The 25,556-nt window shown below is 67.9% G+C and carries 17 protein-coding genes; 6 read left to right on the top strand and 11 right to left on the bottom strand.

The window, feature by feature from the left end:
- Window positions 1-32 precede the first annotated feature (32 nt).
- The 11 genes from ACP7A5_RS01195 to ACP7A5_RS01145 all read right to left on the bottom strand — a co-directional run bounded on the left by ACP7A5_RS01195 (window position 33) and on the right by ACP7A5_RS01145 (window position 11,837).
- Entirely contained in the window at window positions 33-1,499 is a 1,467-nt protein-coding gene (locus ACP7A5_RS01195) for an ammonium transporter (protein ID WP_426040201.1), read from the bottom strand.
- Between the two features lie 192 nt (window positions 1,500-1,691).
- Entirely contained in the window at window positions 1,692-2,792 is a 1,101-nt protein-coding gene (gene leuB / locus ACP7A5_RS01190) for a 3-isopropylmalate dehydrogenase (protein WP_426040397.1), read from the bottom strand.
- Complete coding sequence (gene leuD, locus ACP7A5_RS01185; protein WP_426040200.1) at window positions 2,792-3,382, bottom strand: 3-isopropylmalate dehydratase small subunit; 591 nt, start codon at window positions 3,380-3,382, stop codon at window positions 2,792-2,794. Before leuD ends, leuB begins: the two co-directional genes overlap by 1 nt.
- Window positions 3,375-4,793, bottom strand: coding sequence for a 3-isopropylmalate dehydratase large subunit (gene leuC / locus ACP7A5_RS01180; RefSeq protein WP_426040199.1), 1,419 nt, complete (start codon window positions 4,791-4,793; stop codon window positions 3,375-3,377). Before leuC ends, leuD begins: the two co-directional genes overlap by 8 nt.
- Complete coding sequence (locus ACP7A5_RS01175) at window positions 4,780-6,000, bottom strand: 2-isopropylmalate synthase (protein ID WP_426040198.1); 1,221 nt, start codon at window positions 5,998-6,000, stop codon at window positions 4,780-4,782. The genes leuC and ACP7A5_RS01175 overlap by 14 nt, the downstream gene beginning before the upstream one ends.
- Window positions 5,997-6,263 (bottom strand): ACT domain-containing protein, encoded by a 267-nt coding sequence (locus ACP7A5_RS01170; RefSeq protein ID WP_426040197.1) that lies wholly within the window; start codon window positions 6,261-6,263, stop codon window positions 5,997-5,999. Before ACP7A5_RS01170 ends, ACP7A5_RS01175 begins: the two co-directional genes overlap by 4 nt.
- Window positions 6,263-8,005: an acetolactate synthase 2 catalytic subunit gene (gene ilvG / locus ACP7A5_RS01165; RefSeq protein WP_426040196.1), complete on the bottom strand. Its 1,743-nt coding sequence runs from the start codon at window positions 8,003-8,005 to the stop codon at window positions 6,263-6,265. Before ilvG ends, ACP7A5_RS01170 begins: the two co-directional genes overlap by 1 nt.
- Before the next feature lie 33 nt (window positions 8,006-8,038).
- Window positions 8,039-9,049: a ketol-acid reductoisomerase gene (ilvC, locus tag ACP7A5_RS01160; protein ID WP_426040195.1), complete on the bottom strand. Its 1,011-nt coding sequence runs from the start codon at window positions 9,047-9,049 to the stop codon at window positions 8,039-8,041.
- 3 nt (window positions 9,050-9,052) lie between these two features.
- Window positions 9,053-10,792, bottom strand: a complete 1,740-nt coding sequence (locus ACP7A5_RS01155) for a dihydroxy-acid dehydratase (RefSeq protein ID WP_426040194.1) — start codon at window positions 10,790-10,792, stop codon at window positions 9,053-9,055.
- A gap of 99 nt (window positions 10,793-10,891) precedes the next feature.
- On the bottom strand, window positions 10,892-11,044 hold the full coding sequence (locus ACP7A5_RS01150) for a hypothetical protein (RefSeq protein WP_426040193.1): 153 nt from the start codon (window positions 11,042-11,044) through the stop codon (window positions 10,892-10,894).
- A 226-nt stretch (window positions 11,045-11,270) separates the two neighbouring features.
- Window positions 11,271-11,837 carry a TetR/AcrR family transcriptional regulator gene (locus tag ACP7A5_RS01145; protein ID WP_426040192.1) on the bottom strand — a complete coding sequence of 189 codons (567 nt, stop codon included), beginning with the start codon at window positions 11,835-11,837 and terminating at the stop codon, window positions 11,271-11,273.
- A gap of 163 nt (window positions 11,838-12,000) precedes the next feature.
- Here ACP7A5_RS01145 and ACP7A5_RS01140 point away from each other — a divergent pair, with 163 nt between their 5' ends.
- From ACP7A5_RS01140 to ACP7A5_RS01115, 6 genes are all read left to right on the top strand, one after another.
- Entirely contained in the window at window positions 12,001-13,215 is a 1,215-nt protein-coding gene (locus ACP7A5_RS01140) for an efflux RND transporter periplasmic adaptor subunit (RefSeq protein WP_426040191.1), read from the top strand.
- A 10-nt stretch (window positions 13,216-13,225) separates the two neighbouring features.
- Entirely contained in the window at window positions 13,226-16,498 is a 3,273-nt protein-coding gene (locus tag ACP7A5_RS01135) for an efflux RND transporter permease subunit (RefSeq protein WP_426040190.1), read from the top strand.
- Between the two features lie 33 nt (window positions 16,499-16,531).
- A complete protein-coding gene (locus ACP7A5_RS01130; RefSeq protein WP_426040396.1) occupies window positions 16,532-17,935 on the top strand; it encodes an efflux transporter outer membrane subunit in 1,404 nt (467 codons plus the stop codon).
- Window positions 17,936-18,204: 269 nt separating this feature from the next.
- Window positions 18,205-19,635 carry an NAD(P)-dependent oxidoreductase gene (locus tag ACP7A5_RS01125; RefSeq protein ID WP_426040189.1) on the top strand — a complete coding sequence of 477 codons (1,431 nt, stop codon included), beginning with the start codon at window positions 18,205-18,207 and terminating at the stop codon, window positions 19,633-19,635.
- Window positions 19,636-19,786: 151 nt separating this feature from the next.
- On the top strand, window positions 19,787-24,298 hold the full coding sequence (gene gltB, locus ACP7A5_RS01120; protein WP_426040188.1) for a glutamate synthase large subunit: 4,512 nt from the start codon (window positions 19,787-19,789) through the stop codon (window positions 24,296-24,298).
- Window positions 24,295-25,548, top strand: coding sequence for an ammonium transporter (locus ACP7A5_RS01115; protein ID WP_426040187.1), 1,254 nt, complete (start codon window positions 24,295-24,297; stop codon window positions 25,546-25,548). The genes gltB and ACP7A5_RS01115 overlap by 4 nt, the downstream gene beginning before the upstream one ends.
- The last annotated feature ends 8 nt before the right edge of the window (window positions 25,549-25,556 follow it).

Genomic DNA, 25,556 nt, shown 5'->3' with positions numbered 1-25,556 from the left:
CGCGAGGAGAGTCGCGCCCGGCGGAACCGTCGTCAGTGTTCCAGGGCTTCGCCGTGGAGGGTGGTGTCGAAGCCTTCGGCTTCCTGCGCATCCGTCACGCGAAGCCCGGTCGTGAACTTGCAGATGATCAGGATGATGAAGGTGCCGACCGCCGAATAGGCGATGGTCCAGGCCAGGCCAAGGGCCTGGGTCGGGATGTTGGCGCCTTCACCCAGGCTGTTGATCGCGGTCGTGGCGAACACGCCGGTCAGCAGGGCGCCGATCAAACCGCCTGCGCCGTGGATGCCGAAGGCGTCCAGGGAGTCGTCATAGCGGAGCAGTTTCTTGATCCACACCGAGGAGATGTAACAGACCGGTCCGGCGATCAGACCGATGATGACCGCCCCCTTTGGATCGACGAAGCCGGCGGCGGGGGTGATGGCGACCAGACCGGCGACGACGCCGGACAGCATGCCGATCAGCGACACCTTCTTCTTCTCGATCACCTCGACGATCTTCCAGGTCAGGGCGGCGGCGGCGGCGGCCAGGATGGTGTTCAGCAGGGCGACGCCCATCAGCTCGTTGGCCGCGCCCGCCGAACCGGCGTTGAAGCCGATCCAGCCGACCAGCAGCAGCGAGGCGCCGATCATGGTCAGGACAGGGTTGTGAGCCGTGATGACGTCGGTGCCGTAGCCCTTACGACGACCGAGGAAGAGGGCGCAGACCAGGCCCGCGACACCCGAGTTGACGTGGACTACCGCGCCGCCAGCGAAGTCCAGCACGCCGGCCGAACCCAGGAAGCCGCCGCCCCAGACCCAGTGGCAGATCGGTGCGTAGATCAGCAGCGACCAAAGGGCGGTGAGCAGCAGCAGGGCCGAATATTTGAACCGCTCGGCGAAGGCGCCGGTGATCAGGGCGGGCGGGATGATGGCGAACGTCATCTGGAAGGAGATGAACAGGAATTCGGGAATCCCGGGCAGCAGGGCGTTGGCCGTCTGCAGGGAAATGCCGTTCAGGAACAGGGCGTCGAAGCCCCCGATATAGGGCTGGAGCGCTGGGTCAGCGTTGGCGCTGAAGGCGATCGAATAGCCGGCGATGAACCAGACCAGGGTCACGACGGCGAACACGCCGACCGACTGGGTGATGGTGGCCACGACGTTCTTGCGACGGACCATGCCGCCGTAGAACAGGGCCAGACCGGGGAGGGTTATTAGCAGGACCAGGGCGGTCGAGGTGCCCAGCCAGCTGGTGCCGGCGGCGTCGAGCTCGAGCGCGGCCTGGTGGGCCAGAAGCGTGGGAGCGGCTGCTTCTTCTTCGGGAACGACGGCCTCGGCTACCTCGGTGGCGGCGGCTTCGACCGCAGCGGCGGCCTCCGCGACCGGCGTCGCCGGAACTGCGGCCTCGGTGATCGGGGCCGGCGCAGCGGCGTCCTCGGCGAAGGCGCCCCCCGCGTAGAAGAGTCCGATCGTTAGAAGACAGAGGGCAAGGATGCCCGGTAGGCGATTGAAGAACTGCGACATGAATGCATCCCCTGTGTGATCTCGCAGTTGCGAACTGTTTACCGCAAACGCGAGAGACGCAAGGGGTTGCGCCGTATCCGGCGCAATTTTCGTGTGCTTGTCGTGGGCTAAACACCCATAAACGGGAAAATATTACCTCTACTTTAGCTGCAGCGCACAATCGTTTCGCGCGCCACAACCATGATGAAAAGGTTAACCCCAGTGCATCTGAACCCTGTGCGCGGCGGCCCAGTGGATGGCCCGGATTGCGTCGATGATCGCCTCCGCCGCCGCCCGTGTGCCCAGTTCGCCACCCAGGTCCGCCGTCGTGGCGCCAGCGGCCAGCACGGCCGCAACGGCCGCCTCGATCGACGAGGCCTCGTCATCCAGGTTCAGGCTGTGACGCAGCATCATCGCCACCGACAGGATGGCTCCGACCGGGTTGGCGAGGTCCTGCCCGGCGATGTCCGGCGCCGAGCCGTGGATCGGCTCGAACAGGCCCGGTCCCGATTCGCCCAGCGACGCCGACGGCAACAGGCCGATCGAGCCGCCCAGCACGGAGATCTCGTCAGACAGGATGTCGCCGAACATGTTCTCGGTCAGGATGACGTCGTATTCGCGGGGCTTGCGGATCAGGTGCATGGCCATGGAGTCGACCAGGGCATGCGCAAGCTGGACCTGCGGGAACTCCTCGGCATGGATGCGGGTCACGACCTCTCGCCACAGCCTTGAGGTTTCCATGACGTTCGCCTTGTCGACGGACGTCACCTTGCCGCGCCGTTGCAGGGCGGTCTTGAACGCGGCGCGGGTGATGCGCTCGATCTCGGGCACGGTGTAGATGCACAGGTCCGAGGCCATCGTATCTGTGCGGGTCTTCTCGCCGAAATAGACCCCGCCGGTCAGCTCGCGGAAGACGATCAGGTCGACGCCCTCGACGATCTCCTTCTTGAGCGGCGAGCGGTGCGCCAGGACCGGCGATACCTGCAGCGGACGCAGGTTGGCGAACAGCCCCATCGCCTTGCGGATGCCAAGCAGTCCTTCTTCCGGACGACGCTTGCCGCCGTCCCACTTCGGCCCGCCGACCGCGCCCAGCAGAACGCCGTCGGCGGCCAGACAGGCTGCGGTCGTCTCGGGCGGCAGGGGATCGCCGGTCTCGTCGATGGCGGCGCCGCCGATCAGATGCTCCTGGAACTCGAACCTGTGGCCGTAGAAATCGGCAATGACGCGCAGCACGTCCCTGGCCGCTGAGATCACCTCCGGCCCGACCCCATCACCGGGCAACAGGACGATGTTGTAGGTCTGGGTATTCGGCATCACGCGGGCTCCGGGGAATGGGTACGCTCGTAGGACTCAATGTCAGGCATGTGTTTCTGGAGCCAGCCCAGGGTGTCGACGCCGTCCAGCAGGCACTGGCGCGCGAAGGGCTCGACCACAAAGGTGACCGGCGCATGGTTGCCCCGGCGGACCTCTCCAGCCTCCAGGTCAATGGTTACGACCTGTTCCGGGTTGGCGACCAGATCCTCCCACGTCGCCTGATCGACGACGACGGGCAGGAAGCCGTTTTTCAGGGCGTTGGAGGTGAAGATGTCGGCGATCGAGGTCGAGATCACGGCCCGGAAGCCGTAGTCGTACAGAGCCCAGGGCGCATGCTCGCGCGACGAGCCGCAGCCGAAATTGTCGCCGGCGACCAGGATGCGATGCTCGGCCGGATCGATCCGGTTCAGCACCGCTTCGGGCCGCGCCGAGCCGTCGGCCTCGTAGCGCCAGTCGTAGAAGGCCTTCTGACCCAGACCCGTGGTCTCGGTCGTGGTCAGGAACCGCGCCGGGATGATCTGGTCGGTGTCGATGTTTGCTTGCGTGAGGACCAGCGTCCGCGAGGTCAGGACTTTCAGGGGTTCAGGCATGCGCGGCCTCGCTCAGATACACACGCGGATCGGTCAGCATCCCGACAATGGCCGAGGCCGCCGCCGTCGCCGGACTGGCCAGGATGGTGCGGGCGCCCTTGCCCTGACGGCCTTCGAAATTGCGGTTGGAGGTCGAGACGGCCAGCTGGCCCGGCGCGACGAAGTCCCCGTTCATGGCGATGCACATCGAACAGCCCGGGATGCGCCATTCGGCGCCCGCCTCGGTGAAGACATGGTGCAGGCCCTCGGCCTCCGCGTCGCGCCGCACGGCCTCCGAGCCCGGCACGACCAGCATGCGCACGCCCGGCTTCACCTTGCGCCCCCGCAGCACTTCGGCCGCCGCGCGCAGGTCGGGCAGCCGACCGTTGGTGCAGGAGCCGATGAAGACCACGTCGACCGCCTGGGTCGTCGTCGTCTCGCCGGCCTCGAAACCCATATAGGCCAGGGCCTTGCGGTCGCTGTCGGATTTGGGCTCGGGCACGCGCGACCCGATCGGCGAACCCGCGTCCGGCGTCGTGCCCCATGTCGCCATCGGGCGGATGGCGGCGCCGTCGATGAAGATCTCCGCGTCGAAGACCGCGCCCGGATCAGTGACCAGCGCCAGCCACTCGGCCGCCTTCGCCTCATAGGCCTCGCCTTGGGGGACGTGCTTGCGTCCCCGCAGCCAGTCGATGGCCACGGCATCCGGCGCGATCATTCCCGCCCGCGCGCCGGCCTCGATCGACATGTTGCAAAGGGTCATTCGCCCTTCCATGTCGAGAGACCGCACCGCCTCGCCGGCGTATTCGATGACGAAGCCGGTGCCGCCGCCGAAGCCCAGCTCGGCGATGACGGCCAGAGCCACATCCTTGCCCGACACGCCCGGCGTCAGGGCGCCGGTGACCGTGACCCGCATGGCCTTCGACTTGCGCTGCAACAGGCACTGGGTCGCCAGCACATGGCCAACCTCCGACGTGCCGATGCCGAAGGCCAGGGCCCCGAAGGCGCCGTGCGTCGCCGTATGGCTGTCGCCGCAGACGACGGTCATCCCCGGCTGGGTCAGGCCCAGCTCCGGTCCCATGACATGGACCACGCCGCGATCCGGCGAACCCCAGCCGGCCAGGTCGATGCCGTGCCGCTCGCAGTTCTCTTCCAGCCGATGCACCTGGGCCTCGGCCTCGGCGGTGACATAGGGCTTAAGCCCGTTCAGCCCGGCCGGCAGGGTCGGGGTCGAATGGTCCAGAGTCGCGAAGGTCTTGTCAGGGCGACGGACCTTCAGGCCCCTCGCCTCGATCTCGGTGAAGGCCTGCGGGCTGGTGACCTCGTGGACCAGATGCAGGTCGATATAGAGGACGCCCGGGGTCTCGGCCGTCTCCGGCGTCACGACGTGGGCGTCCCAGACCTTGTCGAACAGGGTCCTAGGCGGCGACATGCGCATCCCTCTGCGTCGCCGTGCAGATGGCGATCAGTTCGGCGTCGTCGATCTCGCCGATCTCGTCCGCCCGCGTCTTGAAGGCGGCGAAGGCGTCGTTCAGGGGGTCGCCGATCAGCGGATAGCCCAGCACCTCGGCCCGCTTCTGCACCGCCGTCCGGCCCGAGTGCTTGCCCAGCACGAAGAAGCTGCCCGAGAAGCCGACATCCTCGGGACGCATGATCTCATAGGTGCGGGCATCGGCGTACATGCCGTGCTGGTGGATGCCGGCCTCATGGGCGAAGGCGTTGATGCCGACGATGGCCTTGTTGCGCACGATCGGCGAGTGGGTGACCTCGCTCAGCGTGCGGCTGGTTTCCAGCAGCTTCGTGGTGTCGATGCCGGTCGTCACGCCATAGCGTTCGGCGCGGACGCGCAGGGCCATGACGACCTCTTCCAGCGCGGCGTTGCCGGCGCGCTCGCCGATGCCGTTGATGGTCGATTCGACCTGACGCACGCCGGCCTCGATCGCCGACAGGCTGTTGGCGACGGCCAGACCCAAGTCGTTGTGACAATGGGTCGAGAAGACGACGTGGGGGAAGCGCGGACGGATCCGCGCGATCAGGAAGCGGTACAGGGACGCAATCTCGTCCGGCGTCGCATAGCCGACCGTATCGGGCACATTCAGGGTGGAGGCCCCCGCTGCGCTGGCGGCTTCCAGCACCTCTGCCAGGAACTCGGGTTCGGTGCGGATCGCATCCTCGGCCGAGAACTCGACGTCGTGAAAGTGAGTGCGGGCATATTCGACCGCCCGCACGGCCTGGGCCAGCACCTGATCGGGTGTCATTCGCAGCTTGGCCGCGCGGTGGATCGGGCTGGTGCCGATGAAGACGTGGCAGCGGCGGCGCTTGGTCCCGCGAAGGGCCCGGTACGAGGCGTCGATGTCCGCCTCGTTGGAGCGCGACAGCGAGCAGAATACCGGACCGCTATCGTCCTCGGCCATCTCGCCGACCACGGCACGGATGCAGTCCTCGTCGCCCGGCGAGGCGGCGGCGAAACCGGCCTCCATGACATCGACGCCCAGGGCCTTCAGCTGGTGGCCCATCCGCACCTTGTCGGCCGGGGACATCGAGAAGCCCGGGGCCTGCTCGCCGTCGCGCATGGTCGTGTCGAAGACGATGAGCCTGTTCGGGTCGGGCGATACTCGATCGGATACGGAGCCGCTCATGCTGCCACGCTGCCCTGATAGGCGTAGCTCGAACCGGTGAATCCGACCCGCGTCGCGCCGCACAGCTTGTCGATCTGGCGACCCAGGTTTTCCGTGCAGCGGCCCGCATCGCGCCCGCGCACCTGCAGCTGGACACGGCGCATCGCACCCTCGTCCGACAGGCTCATGCCGTCGATGTGAAAGCCGCGGCGCTCCACGAGACCGATGAGACGCTGGAGCGAGCCGTCGGCCCGGTCGATCTGGATATGGATGGTGTCGCTCATCACATGTCTCCTTCGTCAAATCGCGTGTCGTGCATCATTTCGCCGTTTGACTTGCCCGGAGGGACAAGCGGCCAGACGTTCTCTTTGGGGTCGATCAAGACGTGCATCAGGCACGGACCGGGCGCGGCCAGCAGGCGGGCGATGCCGTCGGTGACCTGGTCGCGCCGGTCGATCATGAAGGCCTCGATCCCGAAAGCCTGGGCCACGGCGACGAAGTCGGGATTGTCCGACAGGTCGACCTCGGAATAGTTCTCGGCGAAGAACAGCTCCTGCCACTGGCGCACCAGTCCCAGGGAGGCGTTGTCCAGCAGAACGATCTTCAGGGCCACGCCGTAGCGACGCAGGGTCGCCAGCTCCTGAATGTTCATCATGAAGCTGCCGTCGCCGGAGATGGTGACGACGTGGGCGTCGGGTTTGGCCAGCTTGGCGCCCAGGCCGGCCGGCAGGCCGTAGCCCATCGCGCCCAGGCCGCCAGAGGTCAGGTGGGATTCAGGACGCGAAAACGCGCAGTGCTGGGCCACCCACATCTGATGCTGGCCGACATCGCAGGCGGCGATAAAGCTGTCGCCCGCCGTCTTCGACAGTTCGTTCAGCAGGGCCGGGGCATAGACCCCCTCGCCCGGCGCGTCGTAACGGAAGGCGTTCCGTTTCGCGTTCGTGGTCGAGCGGATGATCCACGGATCGATGGCCAGAGACGCGCCCCCTCTTTCTGGGCCAGCCATGCGCCCGGTCAGGGTCTCGATGCCCGCCTTCAGGTCGCCGATGACAGGAACGTGGGCGGCGCGCAGTTTGCCGATCTCGGCCGGGTCGATGTCGAAATGGACAACCTTCGCATGCGGCGCGAACTCGTTCAGCTTTCCCGTGGCGCGGTCATCGAACCGGGCGCCGAAGACGATCAACAGATCCGAGTCCTGGACCGCCTCGTTGGCGGCGCGCGTGCCGTGCATGCCCAGCATGCCCAGGAAGCCCGGCGCGTCGGTGCGGATCGAGCCGAGGGCGTTCAGGGTCGAGACGGAGGGGATGCCGGTGCGTTCGGCGAAGTCGCGCAGGGCCTCCACGGCGCCGGCGATCTTCACCCCACCGCCGATATAGATCAGCGGACGTTCGGCGGCGCGGATCAGGGTCTCCGCCTCGGCGATCGCGGCGTGATCCAGCGACGTGACGTCGTTGGGATAGTGGAAACCGAAGTCGTCCGAGGTCATGCCGACCTGCACGTCCTTGGGCAGATCGACCAGGACCGGACCGGGGCGGCCCGAGCGGGCGACGTGGAAGGCTTCCTCGAGGACAGCGGGGACGTCGGCCGGGTTTCGCACGACCCACGAATGCTTCACCAGCGGCAGGGTGACGCCCAGGATGTCGATCTCCTGAAAGGCGTCGGTCCCCATCAGATGGGTTGCGACGTTGCCGGTGATGCAGACCATCGGCACCGAATCCATCATCGCATTGGCGATGCCAGTGATCAGGTTGGTCGCCCCCGGACCCGAGGTCGCCATACAGACCCCGACCTTCCCGGTCGCCCGGGCATAGGCGTCGGCGGCGAAGGCCGCGCCCTGCTCGTGACGCACCAGGATGTGCTTCAACTTCGACCCCGTCAGGGCGTCGTAGACCGGCATGATCGCGCCGCCCGGATAGCCGAACACCACCTCGACGCCCAACCGGTCCAGGGTGGAGACGAGCAACCGTGCGCCGCTCTGGGGAGCGGCTGCGGCCTTGGCGCTGATGGCGGTGGCGACTGCGGACATTGCGGTTCTGGGACTGACTTTTTTGCGGTTCGACTATGCGGCTTCGGCGGTCTTGGGGGCGTGCAGCCAGGCCATCCGCTCGCGCAGACCCTTGCCGACCGATTCGATCAGATGCTCGCTGTCGGCCTTGACCAGGGCGTCATAGGCGCCCTTGCCGGCTTCGTTCTCGGCTATCCATTCGCGGGCGAAGGTGCCGTCCTGGATCTCGGTCAGGATCTCCTTCATCCGCGCGCGGGTCTCGGCGTTGATGACGCGCGGGCCGCTGACGACCGAACCCCATTTGGCCGTCTCCGATATGAACTCGTTCATCTTGGTGATGCCGCCCTCGTAGAACAGGTCCACGATCAGCTTCAGCTCGTGCATGCACTCGAAATAGGCGATCTCGGGCTGGTAGCCGGCTTCGACCAGGGTGGTGAACCCGCTCATGACCAGTTCCTTGGCGCCGCCGCACAGGACGGCCTGTTCGCCGAACAGATCGGTCTCGGTCTCTTCCTTGAACGAGGTTTCCAGCAGGCCGCCGGTCGCGCCGCCGATGCCCTTGGCATAGCCCATGGCCCGGTCGCGAGCCTTGCCGGTCGCGTCCTGCTCGACGGCGAACAGAGCTGGGACCCCGCGTCCGCGCGCGTATTCGCGACGGACCAGATCGCCCGGCCCCTTGGGCGCGACCAGGATGACGTCCATGTCCTTACGCGGGGTGACGCGGCCGTACAGGATGGAGAACCCGTGGGCGAACAGGATGGCCGCGCCCTTCTTCGCATTGGGCTCGATGACCGTCTTGTAGATTTCGGCCTGGGCCATGTCGGGCGTCAGGACGGCGATGATGTCCGCCCCCTTCACGGCCTCCGAAGGCTCGGCCGTGGCGATGCCGTCGGCGGTGGCGTTCTTCCAGCCCTTGCCACCGTGACGGACGCCGGCGACGACGTCGTGGCCGGACTCCTTCAGGTTCTGCGCGTGGGCGCGGCCCTGGGAGCCATAGCCGATGACGGCGATGCGCTGACCGGCGATGACGCCGGGACGGATGTCGTCGTTGGTATAGATTTCCATGGCTCAGGCTTCCTGCGTCTGTCGTTGGTCCGCCCGGACTTGCGCGGGCGGCGGGTTGGGAATGGTGACGGCGCCCTGGGCGGCGGAGGCCACCGAGGCGCGGTATTTGGCGAAGACGCCGGTCGCGGCGTTCAGCGGCGGGGCGACGTGGCCGGTCCGACGCGCGGCCAGGTCGGCGGCGACGTCGATGCGGCGCGCGGTGACGTCGATGGTGATGCGATCGCCGTCGCGGATCAGGCCGATCGGGCCGCCCGCGGCCGCCTCCGGCGACACATGGCCGGCGACGAAGCCGTAGCTGGCGCCCGAGAACCGGCCGTCGGTGATCAGGGCCACGTTATGGATGCCGCGCCCTTTCAGGGCGGCAGTGACCTGCAGCATCTCGCGCATGCCGGGGCCGCCTTGCGGACCTTCGTAGCGGATAACGATGACGTCGCCCTCGCCGACCGAACCGTCCTGCACGGCGTGGAAGGCGTCTTCCTCGGAATCGAACACGCAGGCGGGGCCCTCGAACCGGTCCACCTTGTGGCCGGTCAGCTTGATGACGGCGCCGTCCGGGGCGATGTCGCCATAGATCACGGCATAGGAGCCGCGCGGGCTGAAAGGCTCGGCGACCGTCGAGACGACCTGCTGACCCGGGGTCTCCTCAGCCTCGGCAGCCTCGGCGAAGAGGCTGCGGCCCGAGACGGTGGGCGCGTTGACGATCTTGCCAGCCTCGGCCAGCCGCTGGGTCACCAGTCGGGTGCCGCCGGAGGCGTACAGATGCGAGGCTAGAAACCGGCCGCCCGGCTTCAGGTCGCAGATGACCGGCGTGTCCTCGCAGGCCGTGTTGCAGTCCTCGACGCCGAACTCGATACCCGCCTCGATGGCGATGGCGGTCAGGTGCAGCACCGCATTGGTCGACCCGCCCGAGGCGGAAACGGCGGCCGCCGCGTTCTTCAGCGAGGCGCGGGTGATGTATTTGCGCGCCGTGTCGCCGGCGAAGACGCGCTCGACGATCAGTTCGCCGCAGCGATGACCCTGGGCCCCCTTCATCGGATCGACGGCCGGGACGTCGTTCGCTCCCATGGGAGACAACCCCATGACCGACAGGGCCATGGCCATGGTGTTGGCCGTGAACTGACCGCCGCAGGCGCCCGCGCCGGGACAGGCCGCGCTCTCGACCCTCTTCAGCTGTTCGTCGTCGATGGTCCCGGCGCCGCGGGCGCCGATGGCCTCGAACACCTCCTGGATGGAGATCTCCTTGCCGCCGATGACGCCCGGCATGATCGTTCCGCCGTAGTAGACCAGACCCGGGATATCCATCCGGGCCAGGGCCATGGCTGCCGCCGGGATCGTCTTGTCACAACCGACGATGCAGACGACGCCGTCCAGCTGATGCCCCTGGACCGCCAGTTCGATCGAGTCGGCCACGACCTCGCGGCTGATCAGCGAGGCCTTCATGCCCGGCGTGCCCATGGAGATGCCGTCGGTGACGACGATGGTGTTGAAGTCGATCGGGAAGCCGCCGGCCGCGACGATGCCGGCGCAAACGTCCCTAGCCAGCCGGTCCAGGTGCATGTTGCACGGCGTCACCGACGACCAGGTGTTGACCACCGCAATCATCGGCTTCTCGAAATCAGCGTCGTCCATGCCCGCGGCCCGCAGATAGCTGCGGGCCGCGGCGCGGTTGGCTCCTGCGGTCACGACGGCGCTCCGTCGCTGTGGCGACGGGGCCGTATCTTCCGGGGTGAAATCTTGCGTCATGGTCTTGAGGCGTTCCGAGAAGGGTCCCGGATCGGCGCAATAAAAAACCCGCTTCCTTTCGGGAGCGGGTGGCTGCGTCGATCCTGATTTTGCTTGGGTTCAGGTCGGTTGCATCCACGCCGCTCCAGAGAGCAGGCCAAGGAGTACGCTGACAATAAGGGTGGTCAGGGCGGCGGGCGTGACAACAGGGCGCGTCGCGGCGACGGCGCGGGCCGTGTGGCGGATCGGGGTGTGACGGGTCTCGTGGCTCACGGCCAACTCCTCATTGCAGAGACATAGAGCCAGAAATCGCTGCGCTGCACAACCCGCTTTTGGAATAAACTTCCAATATCTGCTCGCCTGGATATCCAAGGGGTAATTATAACCGACGACTGAAATGCGTCGGGTGAAATCCACCGCATGCGCAGTAGTTGTGGGTCGAAACGCCGCGCGCTGCTCCTACCCAGATCGGCCGGCACTAGCCGGACGAGAGACGGAGTTAGCCATCCACCAATTCCTGCAACATGGGGGCAAGGCGCGCCTTCATGCGTTCGCATTCGTCGGCCGACAGCTTCATGCCGCCGGACAGATCGCGGCCCACAGCTACGCCCATCAGGATACCGGCCAGGATTCGGGCCCGGATCGGCGCGTCCTTGCCGCCGAGCCACTCTGTGAGCGGCTGGTAGAAACACTCGGTCGACAACTGCTGAACGATCTCCGCCGCCTTGGGCGAGCCGGCTGACTTCAGCATGATCAGCAGCCACGCCAGGTCATCGTCCTTGGCCGGGCCATAGACCAGGTTGTCGGCCATCCGTTCGCCAAACGTCGAGCGGTCGCCTTCCATGAGGTCCTTACCGTCGCAGTCGTCGAGCACGGCCCGGAACAGCTCTTCCTTGGAGCCGAAATAGCGGGAGATCAGGGCGGGATCGACGCCGACATCCTTGGCGATGTCTCGCATCCCTACCTGATCATAACTCTCGGCCGTGAACCGTTTGCTGGCCGCGTCGAGGATAGCGCTGCGCGTGGCCGCTGCGTTCCGGGGTCGATGGCAAACGGCGAAACTCAATGTGATCTCCAATAGCCGTAGGAAAGGTATGGCTATGTCATCGGCTGTTGACAAGAGCAGTCGATGGACACAAGTAAGTCATCAGGCGATGACCGGGAGCTCCTCCCCCGTGATACCGGTCGCGCCCGACAGGGAATTTGCCCCCTCAAGGGAGATTGCGCGCATGCGCAGGCTGAAGATCATCGCCGTGTCCGTCCTCGCGACGGGCGCGCTTTACGGCTGTTCACAACGTTCGGAAGCGCAGGGCCCGCCGCCGGCCGCGCCCGTCACCGTGGCCGTGCCGCTGGCTGAACGCGTCGTCGACTGGGACGATTTCACCGGTCGATTCGAGGCCACCTCCTCGGTCGAGGTTCGGGCCCGCGTCGGCGGCTTAATCCAGGCCGTACACTTCCGCGACGGCGCCTATGTCCAGCGCGGCCAGCTGCTGTTCACCCTCGATCAGCGTCCGGCCCAGGCCCAGCTGGCCTCGGCCCGCGCCGCCCTCAACCAGGCCCAGGCGCAGCTGACGCTTGCCCGCACCAACCTGGCCCGCTCGGAAGGCCTGCTGGCCAGCCAGGCCGTCAGCCAGGCCGAGGTCGACACCAACAGGGGCGCCGTCCAGATCGGCGAGGCCTCCGTCGCCTCCGCCCAGGCCGCCGTCAGAGCGCGCCAGCTGGAGCTCGAGTTCACCCGCGTCACCGCCCCGGCCTCGGGCCGCGTGTCGGACCGTCGCGTCGATCCGGGCAATGTCATCGCCGGCGGATCGTCCGCCGCCGACGTCCTGACCACCATTGTCTCCTCCTCGCCGATCTACTTCGTCTTCGAGGGTTCCGAAGCCCTGTTGCTGAAGTATCAGCGCGACGCCCGCGCCGGCCGCTCCGCGCCGGTCCGCATCCGTCTGCAGGACGAGAGCGACTTCACCCGCACAGGCACGCTCGACTTCACCGACAACGCGGTCGACGCCGCCTCGGGCACCATCCGCCTGCGGGCAGTCATTCCGAACGGCGACGGCTTCCTGAAACCGGGCATGTTCGCCCAGGCCCGCGTCGCCGGCGCCGGCGCCTATGACGCCCTGCTGGTGCCGGATTCGGCCATCGGCACGGATCAGGCCCGCCGCGTCGTCTCGGTCGTCGCCGCCGACGGTTCGGTCACCCCGACCCCGGTCCAGCTCGCCCCGCTCGTCGATGGCCTGCGCGTCATCCGTTCGGGCCTCCGTCCGACCGACCGGGTCATCATCGATGGTCTGCAGCGCGCCATGCCGGGCATGAAGGTGGCCCCCGCCAACGGCCGCATCACGCGCCAGCCACGCCCGGAATCCGTCCCGACCACCTATGCGCCGCCAGCGGCGACGGGCACCCCCGCCGGCGCCCTGACGCAATCCGTCTCCGTCGGCGACTGAGGCCAGACGCATGAACATCTCTCGCTTCTTCATCGACAGGCCGATCTTCGCGGCCGTCCTGTCGGTGTTCATCACCCTGGTCGGGATCTTCGCCTATCCGCTGCTGCCGCTCGCGCAGTATCCGGAGATCGCGCCCCCCACCATCACCATCAACACCGCCTACGCGGGCGCCTCGGCCGAGACCCTGGCCGAGACTGTGGCCGCCCCGATCGAGCAGGAGGTGAACGGCGTCGAGGGGATGCTCTACCTCTTCTCGTCCTCGACCTCCGACGGCGCAGTGTCGATCACCGTGACCTTCCAGCCCGGCACGGATCTCGATTCGGCCCAGGTGCTGGTCCAGAACCGCGTCGCCCTGGCCGAGCCCCGCCTGCCCGAGGCCGTGCGCCAGGTCGGCGTGATCGTGAACAAGCAGGAATCCGGATTCCTGATGATCCTGGGCCTGACCTCGCCCGGGAACGTCCTGAACAACGACTATGTCGGCAACTACGCCAACTCGACCCTGCGCGACCGGCTGTTGCGCATCGAGGGCGTCGGCAACGTCACCGTCTTCGGCGGCGGCAACTATTCGATGCGCGTCTGGATCGACCCGGCCAAGGCCGCAGCCCGCAGCCTGAACGCCACCGACATCGTCGGAGCCCTGCGCAGCCAGAACATCCAGGCCGCCGCCGGCTCCACCGGTCAGCCGCCGTTCGCAACCAACGCCTCCGCCTTCCAGCAGCCGATCCAGGTCCAGGGCCGTCTGTCCAACCCGGACGAGTTCGCCGAGATCGTCATCAAGACCGACGCCGAAGGCAGGGTCACCCGGGTTCGCGACGTCGCCCGCGTCGAACTCGGCGCGCAGGATTACGGCATCCAGGGCTATTTCGACGGCGTGCGCGGCGTCGGCATCGCCGTTGTTCAGCAACCGGGAGCCAACGCCCTGGGTACCGCCGAACGCGTCCTGGCGGAGATCGAGAAGATCAAGGCCGACGCCCCCCAGGGGCTCGAGATCGGTGTCCGCTACAATCCGACGGAGTTCGTCGCCGCCTCGGTCGAGTCGGTGCAGCACACCCTGATCGAGGCGATCATCCTCGTCGTGCTCGTCGTGCTGATCTTCCTGCAGTCGTGGCGCGCCGCGATCATCCCGATCGTCGCCATCCCGATCGCCCTGGTCGCCACCTTCGCGGTCCAGCTGGCGCTCGGCTATTCGATCAACTCCCTGTCGCTGCTAGCCCTGGTGCTCGCGGTCGGGATCGTGGTCGATGACGCCATCGTCGTGGTCGAGAACGTGGAACGCTACATTCGCGAGGGCCTGTCGCCCAGGGAAGCCGCCTACAAGTCCATGCAGGAGGTGTCGGGAGCCCTGATCGCCATCGGTCTGGTGCTGGTCGCGGTGTTCGTTCCGACCATGTTCGTGCCCGGGATTCCGGGCATCTTCTACCGCCAGTTCGCCGTGACCATCGCGGCCGCCTCGGTGACGTCGCTGTTCGTCTCCCTGACGCTGTCGCCGGCCATGGCCGCCCTGCTGCTGAAGCCGCACGACGAGCATGACGAGAAGGCGGCCCGTCCGACGACCGTTCTGGGCAAGGCCCGCTACTATGGCGGTTGGGCGGGTCGGAAATTCAACGAGGGCTTCGACTGGTTGTCCCAAAAATACGGCCGTCTGACCGCTCGTCTGGTCCGCACGGTCGCCGTTGTTCTGGTCGTCTATGTCGGCCTGCTCGGCCTCACCGCCTGGCGCCTGATCGACACCCCGTCGGGCTTCATCCCGGACCAGGACCAGGGCTTCCTGATCGGCGTGATCCAGCTGCCTGCCGGCTCCTCGCTGGAACGCACCAATGCGGTGATGACCAGCGCCCGCGAGATCATCGAGAATACCGGGGGCGTCGACGGCACCGTGGCCTTCTCCGGCCTGGACGGCACCAGCTTCTCGTTCGGCTCCAATGCCGCGACCATCTTCGTCCGTCTGAACGACTTCCACGACCGGACGACGCGGGAGACGACCGCTGCAGCCCTTGCCGGCGCAATCACCGGCGCGGCGCAGGGAATCCAGAACGCGAACATCTTCGTCATCGCCCCGCCGTCCATCCAGGGCCTGGGCACCGGCAACGGTTTCGCGATGATGATCCAGGACAGGTCGGGCGCAGGCTATGGCGCGCTCGAGGGCGCGACATTCGCCATGATGGGCGCCGCGGCCCAGGCGCCGACCGAGGTTCAGCAGGTCTTCTCGACCTACAACACTGCCTCGCCGCGCGTCGAAGCCGACGTCGATCGCGACCGCGCCCTGATGATGGGGGTCCAGCCCTCCGACGTGTTCAACACGATGGGAATCTATCTGGGCTCATCCTACGTCAACGACTTCAACATGCTGGGCCGCACCTTCCGGGTGACGGCGCAGGCGGAGCCGGCCTATCGCGACGACATGGCCGACATCGCCAATCTGAAGGTTCGTTCGGCCTCGGGCGCCATGGTGCCCCTGGGTTCGGTCGCCACGTTCCGCGAGAGCGCGGGTCCGTCCCGGATCGTGCGCCACAACCTGTTCCCTGCAGCCGAGCTGCAGGGTCAGGGCGCGCCGGGCGTCTCATCCGGCATGGCCATCGGCATCATGGAGAATATGGCGGCGACCACCCTGCCGCCGGGCTTCTCCTACGAATGGACCGGTCTGGCCCTGCAGGAGAAGACGGCTTCCGGCGGTGCGACGATCATCTTCGTGGTCGCGGTGCTTCTGGTCTTCCTGGTGCTCGCCGCCCAGTACGAGGCCTTCACGCTTCCGCTGGCCGTGATCCTGATAGTGCCGATGTGTCTGCTGGCGGCCATGCTGGGGGTGAACGCCCTCGGACTCGACAACAACATCCTCGTTCAGGTGGGACTTGTGGTGCTGATCGCGCTGGCCGCCAAGAACGCCATCCTGATCGTCGAGTTCGCCAAGCAGAACGAGGACGAACACGGACTGGACCGCTGGGACGCCGCCGTCGCGGCCGCCAAGACCCGTCTTCGCCCGATCCTGATGACGTCGTTCGCCTTCATCCTGGGGGTTCTGCCCCTGGTGTTGTCGGAGGGCGCCGGTGCCGAGATGCGTCGCTCCCTCGGGGCGGCGGTGTTCTTCGGCATGATCGGGGTGACCGTCTTCGGCCTGCTGTTCACGCCGGTCTTCTATGTGATCTGCCGCGGCCTGGCCGCGAAGATTCCGCAGCGCCCTGCAGCACCCAGCGCGACCCCGACGACGGCCTCGCCCTCAGACGACGCCATCCACAACCAGCCCACGCCGGCGCTCAACGCGCCCCGCACGGGAGACGCCGTATGACTGCTCGCCTCACCCCCCTCCTGACCCCGTGCGCTGCTGCTGCCCTGCTGGCGGCCTGCGCGGTCGGGCCGAAGGCGCCCGACGCTATTCTCCCCCCCCCTCGCGTCGGGCGCCTTCGTAAGTTCGCCGCTCGGGTCCGCCAACGGCGCGACCTCAACCGCAGAGGCCCGCAACGACTGGTGGCGGCTCTATGCAGACCCGACGCTGGACGGCCTGATCGAGCAGGCCTTCGCACAGAACAACGAGCTGGAAGCCGCCGTCGCCAATCTACGCGCCGTCAGGGCCAGCCTGTCGGAAGCCCGCTTGGGTCTGTTCCCGACGACCAACACCTCGGCGTCCGCGACCCGCAGCCGCGCCTCGGTCGCGACCAAGCCCGGCCTCCCCGCTGGTCAGCAAGCGCCGGAGGTCGATGTCTATGCCGTCGGCCTCGACGCCTCCTACGAGATCGACCTGTTCGGTCGCGTCGCCTCGACCCTCCGCGCCGCGAATGCCGACGCCGAAGCCCAGGCCGCGGTGCTCGACGTGATCCGCGTCACGGTCGCGGCCGAGACCGCCCGCGCCTATGCCGACACCTGTTCCGCCAATGCCCAGATCGCGGTCGCCGAACGCACAATCGGTCTGCAGCAGAACACTGCCGACCTGACCCAGCGCCTGCTGGAAGGGGGCGCCGGCACGGGCCTCGACACCGCCCGCGCCCGGTCGCTGCTCGCCTCCACCCGCGCACAGTTGCCGACTCTGCGCGCCCAGCGCGACGGCGCCCTGTATCGCCTCGCCACCCTGACCGGCGTCGCTCCGGCCGAAGCCTCCGAGGCCGCCCGGTCATGCCAACGTCCGCCGCAGCTTTCACAGCCGATCCCGGTCGGCGACGGCGCGGCCCTTCTGGCCCGTCGTCCCGACGTCCGTCAGGCGGAGCGCGCCCTCGTCGGCGCCGCTGCACGGGTCAATGTCGCCACGGCCGCTCTTTTCCCGACCATCTCGCTCGGCGGGTCGATCAGCTCGACAGCGCTGGAGGCCGGCGATCTCAGCGACGACACGTCGTATCGCTTCTCGTTCGGCCCGCTGATCAGCTGGAGCTTCCCCAACATCCTGGCCGGCCGCGCCCGGATCGAAGCCGCCGACGCCCGCACCGACGCAGCCCTGGCGACCTTCGACCAGACGGTGCTGCTGGCCCTGCAGGAGACCGAGACGGCCCTGACCAACTACGCCAACGAACTGGACCGCCGCGCGGCCCTGACCGAGGCGCGGGACCAGGCCGCCAACGCCTCCCGTCTGGCCCGCCTGCGTTTCGACGCCGGGGCCGACAGCCTGTTCACCGTGCTTGACGCCCAGCGCACGGAAGCGGCCGCCGACGCGACCCTGGCCCAGTCGGACGCTTTGGTGACCACCTACCAGATCGCCCTGTTCAAGGCGCTGGCGGGTGGCTGGGACCAGACCTGACTGAACAGACTCTCGCTCCCCTTCGGGGGAGGGTGGTCGGAGCGCAGCGGAGACCGGGTGGGGGCGGCAAGTCGACACCCCGCAGGCCCGCATCTGCAACACCGGCGGCTCCCACCGCGTCGCTACGTAACGACGCTCCCCCGCAGGAGAGGGAGAAATCCGCGATCCATTCGCAGCTGTGCGCATATTTCATGCGCATGCTGGATGAATTGAAGCCATATCGGGGAAATCATTTGCGCTGACGGCCCTGTCTCGCCTTATATGTTGCCATGCAACAGAAAGGCCCATCCGGACCGCAAGGGTTCGTCGTCCAGCCGCGCCGCCTGCCCAAGGCGGAGGCGTCCGTGCGCGTGCAGGATTTCGGCGAGATCATCGTCAAACCGACCACCGAGACCGTCGAGATCCAGGCCGGCCGCTGCACCGACTGCGGCGTGCCCTTCTGCCAGACGGCCTGCCCACTGCAGAACAACATCCCCGACTGGCTGGGCCTGTCCGCCGAGGACGAGATGCGCGAAGCCTGGCGTATCGCCTCGGCCACCTCGACCATGCCCGAGATCTGCGGCCGCATCTGTCCGCAGGACCGGTTATGCGAGGGCTCCTGCACCCTGAACCAGTCCGGCTGGGAAGCCGTGACCATCGGCTCGGTCGAGGCCTTCATCGGCGACACCGCCTTCGACAACGGCTGGGTGGAGCCGATCCGCCCGCTGCACGAACGAGCCCAGTCTGTCGCCATCGTCGGCGCCGGCCCCGCCGGCATGGCCGCCGCCGACCGGCTGCGCGAACAGGGCTATCAGGTCACCGTCTACGACCGCCACGACCGCCCCGGCGGCCTGCTGACCTACGGCATCCCCGGCTTCAAGCTGGAGAAGCGCGTCGTCCAGCGCCGCATTGATCGTCTGATCGACGGCGGCGTCACCTTCGTCACCCATTGCGATTTCGGGACCGACATTACCCTTGCCGAGTTGCGCGAGCGCCACGACGCCGTCCTGCTGGCCATGGGCGTCTATCAGGCCCGCGCGCTGCAGGTGCCCGGCGCGGGTCCGGGCGACACCCTCCCCGCGCTCGAGTTCCTGATCCACCAGAACCGCCGCGACCTGGGCGAGGCCGACGACGACACCGGCCATCACGCCCGGGGTCGCAACGTCGTCGTCATCGGCGGCGGCGATACGGCCATGGACTGCGTCCGCACCGCAATCCGCCAGGGGGCCGAGAGCGTCACCTGCCTGTACCGTCGTGACCGCGAGAACATGCCCGGCTCGGCCCGCGAGGTTCTCAACGCCGAGGAAGAGGGCATCCGCTTCGAGTGGCTGGGCGCGCCCAAGGCCCTGATGTCGCGTGACGGCTCGGTGTCCGCCGTCCGCGCCGCGCGCATGGCCCTGTCGGAACCCGAGTTCGGCAAACGCCGCGAGATCGTGCCGGTCCCGGGCGCCGATTTCGACCTGAAGGCCGACCTCGTCATCGAGGCGCTGGGCTTCGAGCCGGAAGCGTTCGCCGCCCACCACGACGAGCTCAGCCTGACTGAGTGGAACACCGTGGCCACCGCCCGGTCCGGCTTCGCCACCAGCCTGCCCGGCGTCTATGCTGCAGGGGACGCCGTCCGTGGCGCCTCGCTCGTCGTCTGGGCCGTTCGCGACGGTCAGGACGCTGCCGCCGAGATCGACCGTTACCTCAAGGCTCAAGCCGACTCGGTGGCGGCATGACACGTCAAACTCCGTACATCCCCGTGAAGGTGGGGACCCAGTTCTTTGGGCGGGCTCGTATTTTCGCGTGCCCGCTGACCCCCATCCCAACCGCCCGTGCCTCACAAAAGCACTGGGTCCCCGCCTTCGCGGGGATGAGCGGAGAGTACGCATGACCTGGCTGACCAAGTACCAAGAAGACCGACAGCGCCTCATCGACGCCCACGCCTACGAGCCGTCGTCGGAGAAGGACGCCTGCGGCGTCGGCCTCGTCGCCGCGATCGACGGCAAGCCGCGCCGCGAGGTGGTCGAACTGGCCATCAAGTCGCTGAAGAACGTCGCCCACCGGGGCGCGGTCGATCCCGACGGGCTGTCGGGCGACGGCGCCGGTCTGATGGTCGAGGCGCCCCAGGCCTTCTTCGCCGAACAGGTTCGCGTCATCGGCCAGACGCTCAAGCCCGGCCCCATCGCCATCGGCCAGATCTTCCTGCCGCGCACCGACCTCGGCGCCCAGGACCGCGCCCGCGCCATCGTCGAGACCGAGGTCCTGCGCGCCGGGTTCACCATCTACGGCTGGCGCCAGACGCCCATCGATCTGTCCGTCGTCGGCTCCAAGGCCGATGCAACCCGGCCCGAAATCGAACAGATCATGCTGGCCGTGCCCGCCGATCTGACGGACGACGGCGAGGCGCTGGAGCGCGAACTCTATCTGGTCCGCCGCCGCATCGAGAGCGCGGTAATCGCCGAAAGCGTGCCCGGTTTCTACATCTGCTCCCTGTCAGCCCGGTCGCTGATCTACAAGGGGATGGTCCGCGCCGAGCTGCTGGACCAGCTCTATCCCGACCTGCTGGATCCGACCTTCGAAGCCGCCTACGCCATCTTCCACCAGCGCTATTCGACCAACACCTTCCCCGAATGGCGGCTGGCCCAGCCGTTCCGCATGCTGGCCCACAACGGCGAGATCAACACGCTGAAGGGCAATCTGAACTGGATGCGGTCGCACGAGATCCGCATGACGGCCCAGGCCTTCGGCGACAGCGACGGCGACGTGAAGCCCGTCGTCCAGCCCGGCGGCTCCGACTCCGCCGCCCTCGATAACGTGTTCGAGGTCCTGGTCCGCGCCGGCCGTCCCGCCCCCATGGCCAAGGCCCTGCTGATCCCAGAGGCCTGGGCCCGCGACGAGGGCCTGATGAAGGCCGAGCACCGCGCCCTCTACGCCTACTGCAACGCCGTGATGGAGCCGTGGGACGGTCCTGCCGCCATCTGCGCCACCGACGGCCGCTGGATCGTCTGCGGCAAGGACCGCAACGGCCTTCGTCCGCTGCGCGCCATGGAGACCCACGACGGCCTGCTGCTGGCCGGGTCTGAGGCGGGCCTCGCCGGTCTGCCGGAAAGCCGCATCAAGCGCCGCCTGCCGATCGGCCCGGGCCGCATGATCGTCGCCGACCTCCAGAACGGCGTCCTGCTCGACGAGATCGAGACCATCGACGCTCTCGCCGCCGATCATCCCTATACGGAGTGGCTGGAGAACATGGTCGATCTGGAGCCGATCATCGGCCCCGGACCCGAGCCGCGCGCCGCCACCGGCGAGGCCCTGACCCGCCGCCAGATCGCCGCCGGCTTCAGCCGCGAAGACCTCGACCTGCTGCTCGATCCGATGATCAAGGACGGCAAGGAAGCGGTCGGCTCCATGGGCGACGACACGCCTCCGGCGGTCCTGTCCGCCTTGCCCCGCCCGCTGGCGCACTATTTCCGCCAGAACTTCTCCCAGGTCACCAACCCGCCGATCGACCCCCTGCGTGAAGCGGGCGCGATGAGCCTGAAGACCCGGTTCAAGAACCTCGGCAACATCCTCGCTGCGGAAGAGGCCCAGACGAATGTCTTCGTCCTCGACAGCCCGGTCCTGACTACCGGCATGTACGAGCGGATGCTCGACGTCGTCGGCGCCGGCTCGACGGTGGTGATTGACTGTTCCTATCCCCTCCCCGAGGCCGATGCGCGCCCGGGCGCCGGCCTGCGCGCCGCGCTGGACCGCATCAAGGACGAGGTCGAAGCCGCCGTCCGTCACGGCTCCAGCCTTGTCGTCCTGACTGACGAGCGCGCGTCCGAGTCCAGCCTGTCAGTGCCCATGATCCTGGCCACCGCCGGGGCGCATGGCCGGCTGACCGACACCGGCCTGCGCAGCTTCGTCTCCATCGTCGTCCGCTCGTCCGAGGTGCTGGACCCGCACGGGTTCGCCGTCCTTGTCGGGGTCGGCGCCACGGCCATCAATCCGTGGCTGGCGCAGGAGATGTTCCAGGAGCGTCTGGATCGCGGCGCCTGGCCGGGCCTCTCCCTCCGCGACGCCTGCCTGAACTACAAGGCCGCGCTGGAGGCCGGTCTTATGAAGACGCTGGCGCGCAAGGGTATCAGCGTCATCTCCGCCTATCGTGGCGGCTGCGAGTTCGAGGTCCTGGGTCTGTCCCGCGCCGTCACGGCCGAGTTCTTCCCGGGCGCCCCCTCGCGCATCTCCGGCATCGGCCTGGCCGGTCTGGAACGGGCCGCGTTGCAACGCCATGCCCAGGCCTGGACAGAGGCCACCCCCTCCCCCGCCGTCGGCGGCTTCTTCCGCATCCGCGCGGGCCAGGAAGCTCACGCCCACGATGCGAAGACGATCCACCTGCTTCAGGACGCCTGCAACCGCGGCGACTACAAGCGCTTCAAGCAATACTCGGAGGCCGTCCGCGACCAGCCGGATCTCGCCCCCCGCGACCTGCTCGACTGGCGCGAAGGCCTGAGGCCTGTCCCGGTGTCCGAGGTCGAATCCGTCTCGGATATCAGGAAGCGCTTTCTGACTCCCGGCATGTCGCTCGGCGCCCTGTCGCCCGAGGCCCATGGGGTGCTGAACGTCGCCATGAACCGGATCGGCGCCCGCTCGGTCTCCGGCGAGGGCGGCGAGGATCCGGACCGCTACGCCACCCGCCCGGACGGCGACAACATGAACTCGGCCGTCAAACAGGTCGCGTCGGGCCGGTTCGGCGTCACCGCCGAATATCTGAACCAGTGCCGCGAGATCGAGATCAAGATCGCCCAGGGCGCCAAGCCCGGCGAGGGCGGCCAGCTGCCCGGCTTCAAGGTCACCGAGTTCATCGCCCGGATGCGTCACTCGACGCCCGGCACGACCCTGATCTCGCCGCCGCCGCACCACGACATCTATTCGATCGAGGATCTGGCCCAGCTCATCTACGACCTGAAGTCGATCAACCCGGATGCCCGGGTGACGGTCAAGCTGGTCTCCGCCTCGGGCATCGGCGCCATCGCCTCCGGTGTCGCCAAGGCCAAGGCCGACTGTATCCTGATCGCGGGCCACAATGGCGGCACCGGGGCCTCGCCCCAGTCGTCGATCAAGCACGCAGGCCTGCCGTGGGAGATCGGCCTGGCGGAAACCCATCAGGTCCTCAGCCTCAACAATCTGCGCAGCCACGTCGTGGTCCGCGCCGACGGCGGCATGCGCACCGGCCGGGACATCGTCATCGCCGCTATCCTGGGTGCCGAGGAGTTCAACATCGGTACGGCCAGCCTGATCGCCATGGGCTGTCTGATGGTGCGTCAGTGCCATTCCAACACCTGCCCGGTCGGCGTCTGTTCGCAGGACCCGCGCCTGCGCGAGAAGTTCACCGGCACGGCCGACAAGGTCGTCAACCTGTTCAGCTTCATCGCCGAAGAGGTCCGCGAATACCTGGCCATGCTGGGCGCGCGGACCTTGGACGAGATCGTCGGCCGTACAGACCTGCTGCGCCAGGTCCGTCGCGGTGGCGCGCACCTGGACGATCTCGACCTCAACCCCCTGCTGGTCCGGGTCGAGGCGGCCGAGAAGAAGCTGTGGGGCGACAAGGGCCGCGCGTCCGTGCCCGAGACCCTGGACGCCCGCGTCCTCAACGACGCCTGGGCCTTCCTCGATCGCGGCCAGACCTCAGAGCTGACCTATCCGATCTCCAATGTGATGCGCACGATCGGCGCGGGGATATCCTCGGCCATCGTCCGACGCTGGGGCCCAACCGGCCCGACTGGCGTCCTGACGCTGAAGCTTCAGGGATCGGCCGGACAGTCCTTCGGGGCCTTCGGGGCCAAAGGGCTGAAGCTGGAGCTGACCGGCGAGGCCAACGATTATGTCGGCAAGGGCCTGTCCGGCGCCGACATCGTGGTCAGGCCGATCGAATGGCGCGAGCACCAGCCCGCCATCGGCAACACGACGCTCTATGGCGCCACCTCCGGCCGCCTGTTCGTCGCCGGTTCGGCGGGCGAGCGGTTCGCGGTCCGGAACTCCGGCGCCGAGGCCGTGGTCGAGGGCGCCGGCGCCCACGCCTGCGAATACATGACCGGCGGCCGCGTCGCGATCCTGGGCCCCGTCGGCTGGAACCTGGCCGCCGGCATGTCGGGTGGCGAGCTGTTCGTGCTGGACGAGGCGGGCCGGACAGGTCTCGCCCTCAACGGCGATCTCGCGGCCTTCGCTCCCGTCACCCAGGCGGCAGGCGAGCGGCTGAAGGCCCTGATCGAGGCCCATCTGGCGGCGACCGGATCGCCCCTGTCGCGTCGTCTGCTCTCGGCCTGGCCGGACAGCGTGAAGCGGTTCGTCCGCATCGTCCCGATCCCGGTCGCCGAGGCCGAGCGCAAGGTCGACGCTGAACAGGCCGTGCCCGCGTGACGCTCGCCGCGCCCGCCCTCCTCGCCCACCAGGCGCCGCTCGTCATCGACGGCGCGGCGACCGCCTGGATCCTCGTCTCGACGGCCTTCGTGCTGATGATGACCCTGCCCGGGCTGGCGCTGTTCTACGGCGGCATGGTGCGCAGAAAGAACATCATCGCCACCATCGCCGCCTCCACGGCGTCGCTGATGGTGGTGACCATCCTGTGGTTCATCGCCGGCTACAGCCTGTCGTTCGGCACATCAGGCCCGGCGACCAACGGCTTCATCGGCGGACTTCAGGCGGTCTTCCTCGACGGGGTGCGGATCAACACGGCGCACAGTCTGGCGCCTGCCCTGCCCGAATACCTCTGGATCGCCTACCAGCTGACCTTCGCCATCATCACCCCCGCCCTGATCGCCGGCGCCTTCGCCGAGCGGATGAGGTTCTCGGCGTCCCTGCTGTTCTTCGGCCTGTGGCATCTGATCGTCTATGCGCCGATCTGCCATCAGGTCTGGGGCGGGGGCTACCTCGGCTCGTGGGGCGTGCTCGACTTCGCGGGCGGCGCCGTGGTGCACGTCAATGCTGGCGTCGCGGGCCTCGTCTGCGCTCTGGTGCTCGGTCCGCGCTACGGGTTCGGACGTGACAATATGGCGCCCGCCAATCTCGCCTACACCGCCATCGGCACGGGCCTGCTGTTCGTGGGCTGGCTGGGCTTCAACGCAGGGTCCGCCTGGGCCGCCGACGGCATCGCCGCCGTCGCCGCCCTCAACACCCTCATCGCCCCTGCCGCCGCCGCGCTCGGCTGGATGGTGATCGAGTGGATCGAGAAGAAACGTCCCACGCTTCTGGGACTTCTCTCCGGCATCGTCGGCGGCCTCGTCGCCATCACGCCCGCGGCCGGTTTCGTCGATCCCAAGGGCGCCTTCCTGATCGGCCTGATCGGCGGCCCGGCCTGCTACGCCGGCGCGGTCTGGCTGAAGCACGCCCTCAAGTACGACGACAGCCTCGACGCCTTCGGCATCCACGGCGTCGGCGGCATCGTCGGCGCCATCCTGACCGGCGTCTTCGCCACCACGGCCATCAACGGCGCTGCCGAGGGCGCGGACGTTGTGAAACAGATCGTGGGCTTCGCGGCCGTCATCGCCTGGAGCGCGGTCGGCACCTTTGCGGTCCTGATGATCTGCAAGTTCACCACCGGCCTGCGCCCGACCAAGGACGGCGAGGTCGAGGGGCTCGACTACTCCGAACACGGCGAGAGCATTCACTGAGATTCATC

Origin of the sequence: Brevundimonas sp. TWP2-3-4b1 (assembly GCF_049897665.1) — a bacterium.
GTDB classification, from domain to species: domain Bacteria; phylum Pseudomonadota; class Alphaproteobacteria; order Caulobacterales; family Caulobacteraceae; genus Brevundimonas; species Brevundimonas subvibrioides_B.
Note: the sequence above shows the minus strand (reverse complement) of the source record. Positions and strands in the feature narration are given on the sequence as shown.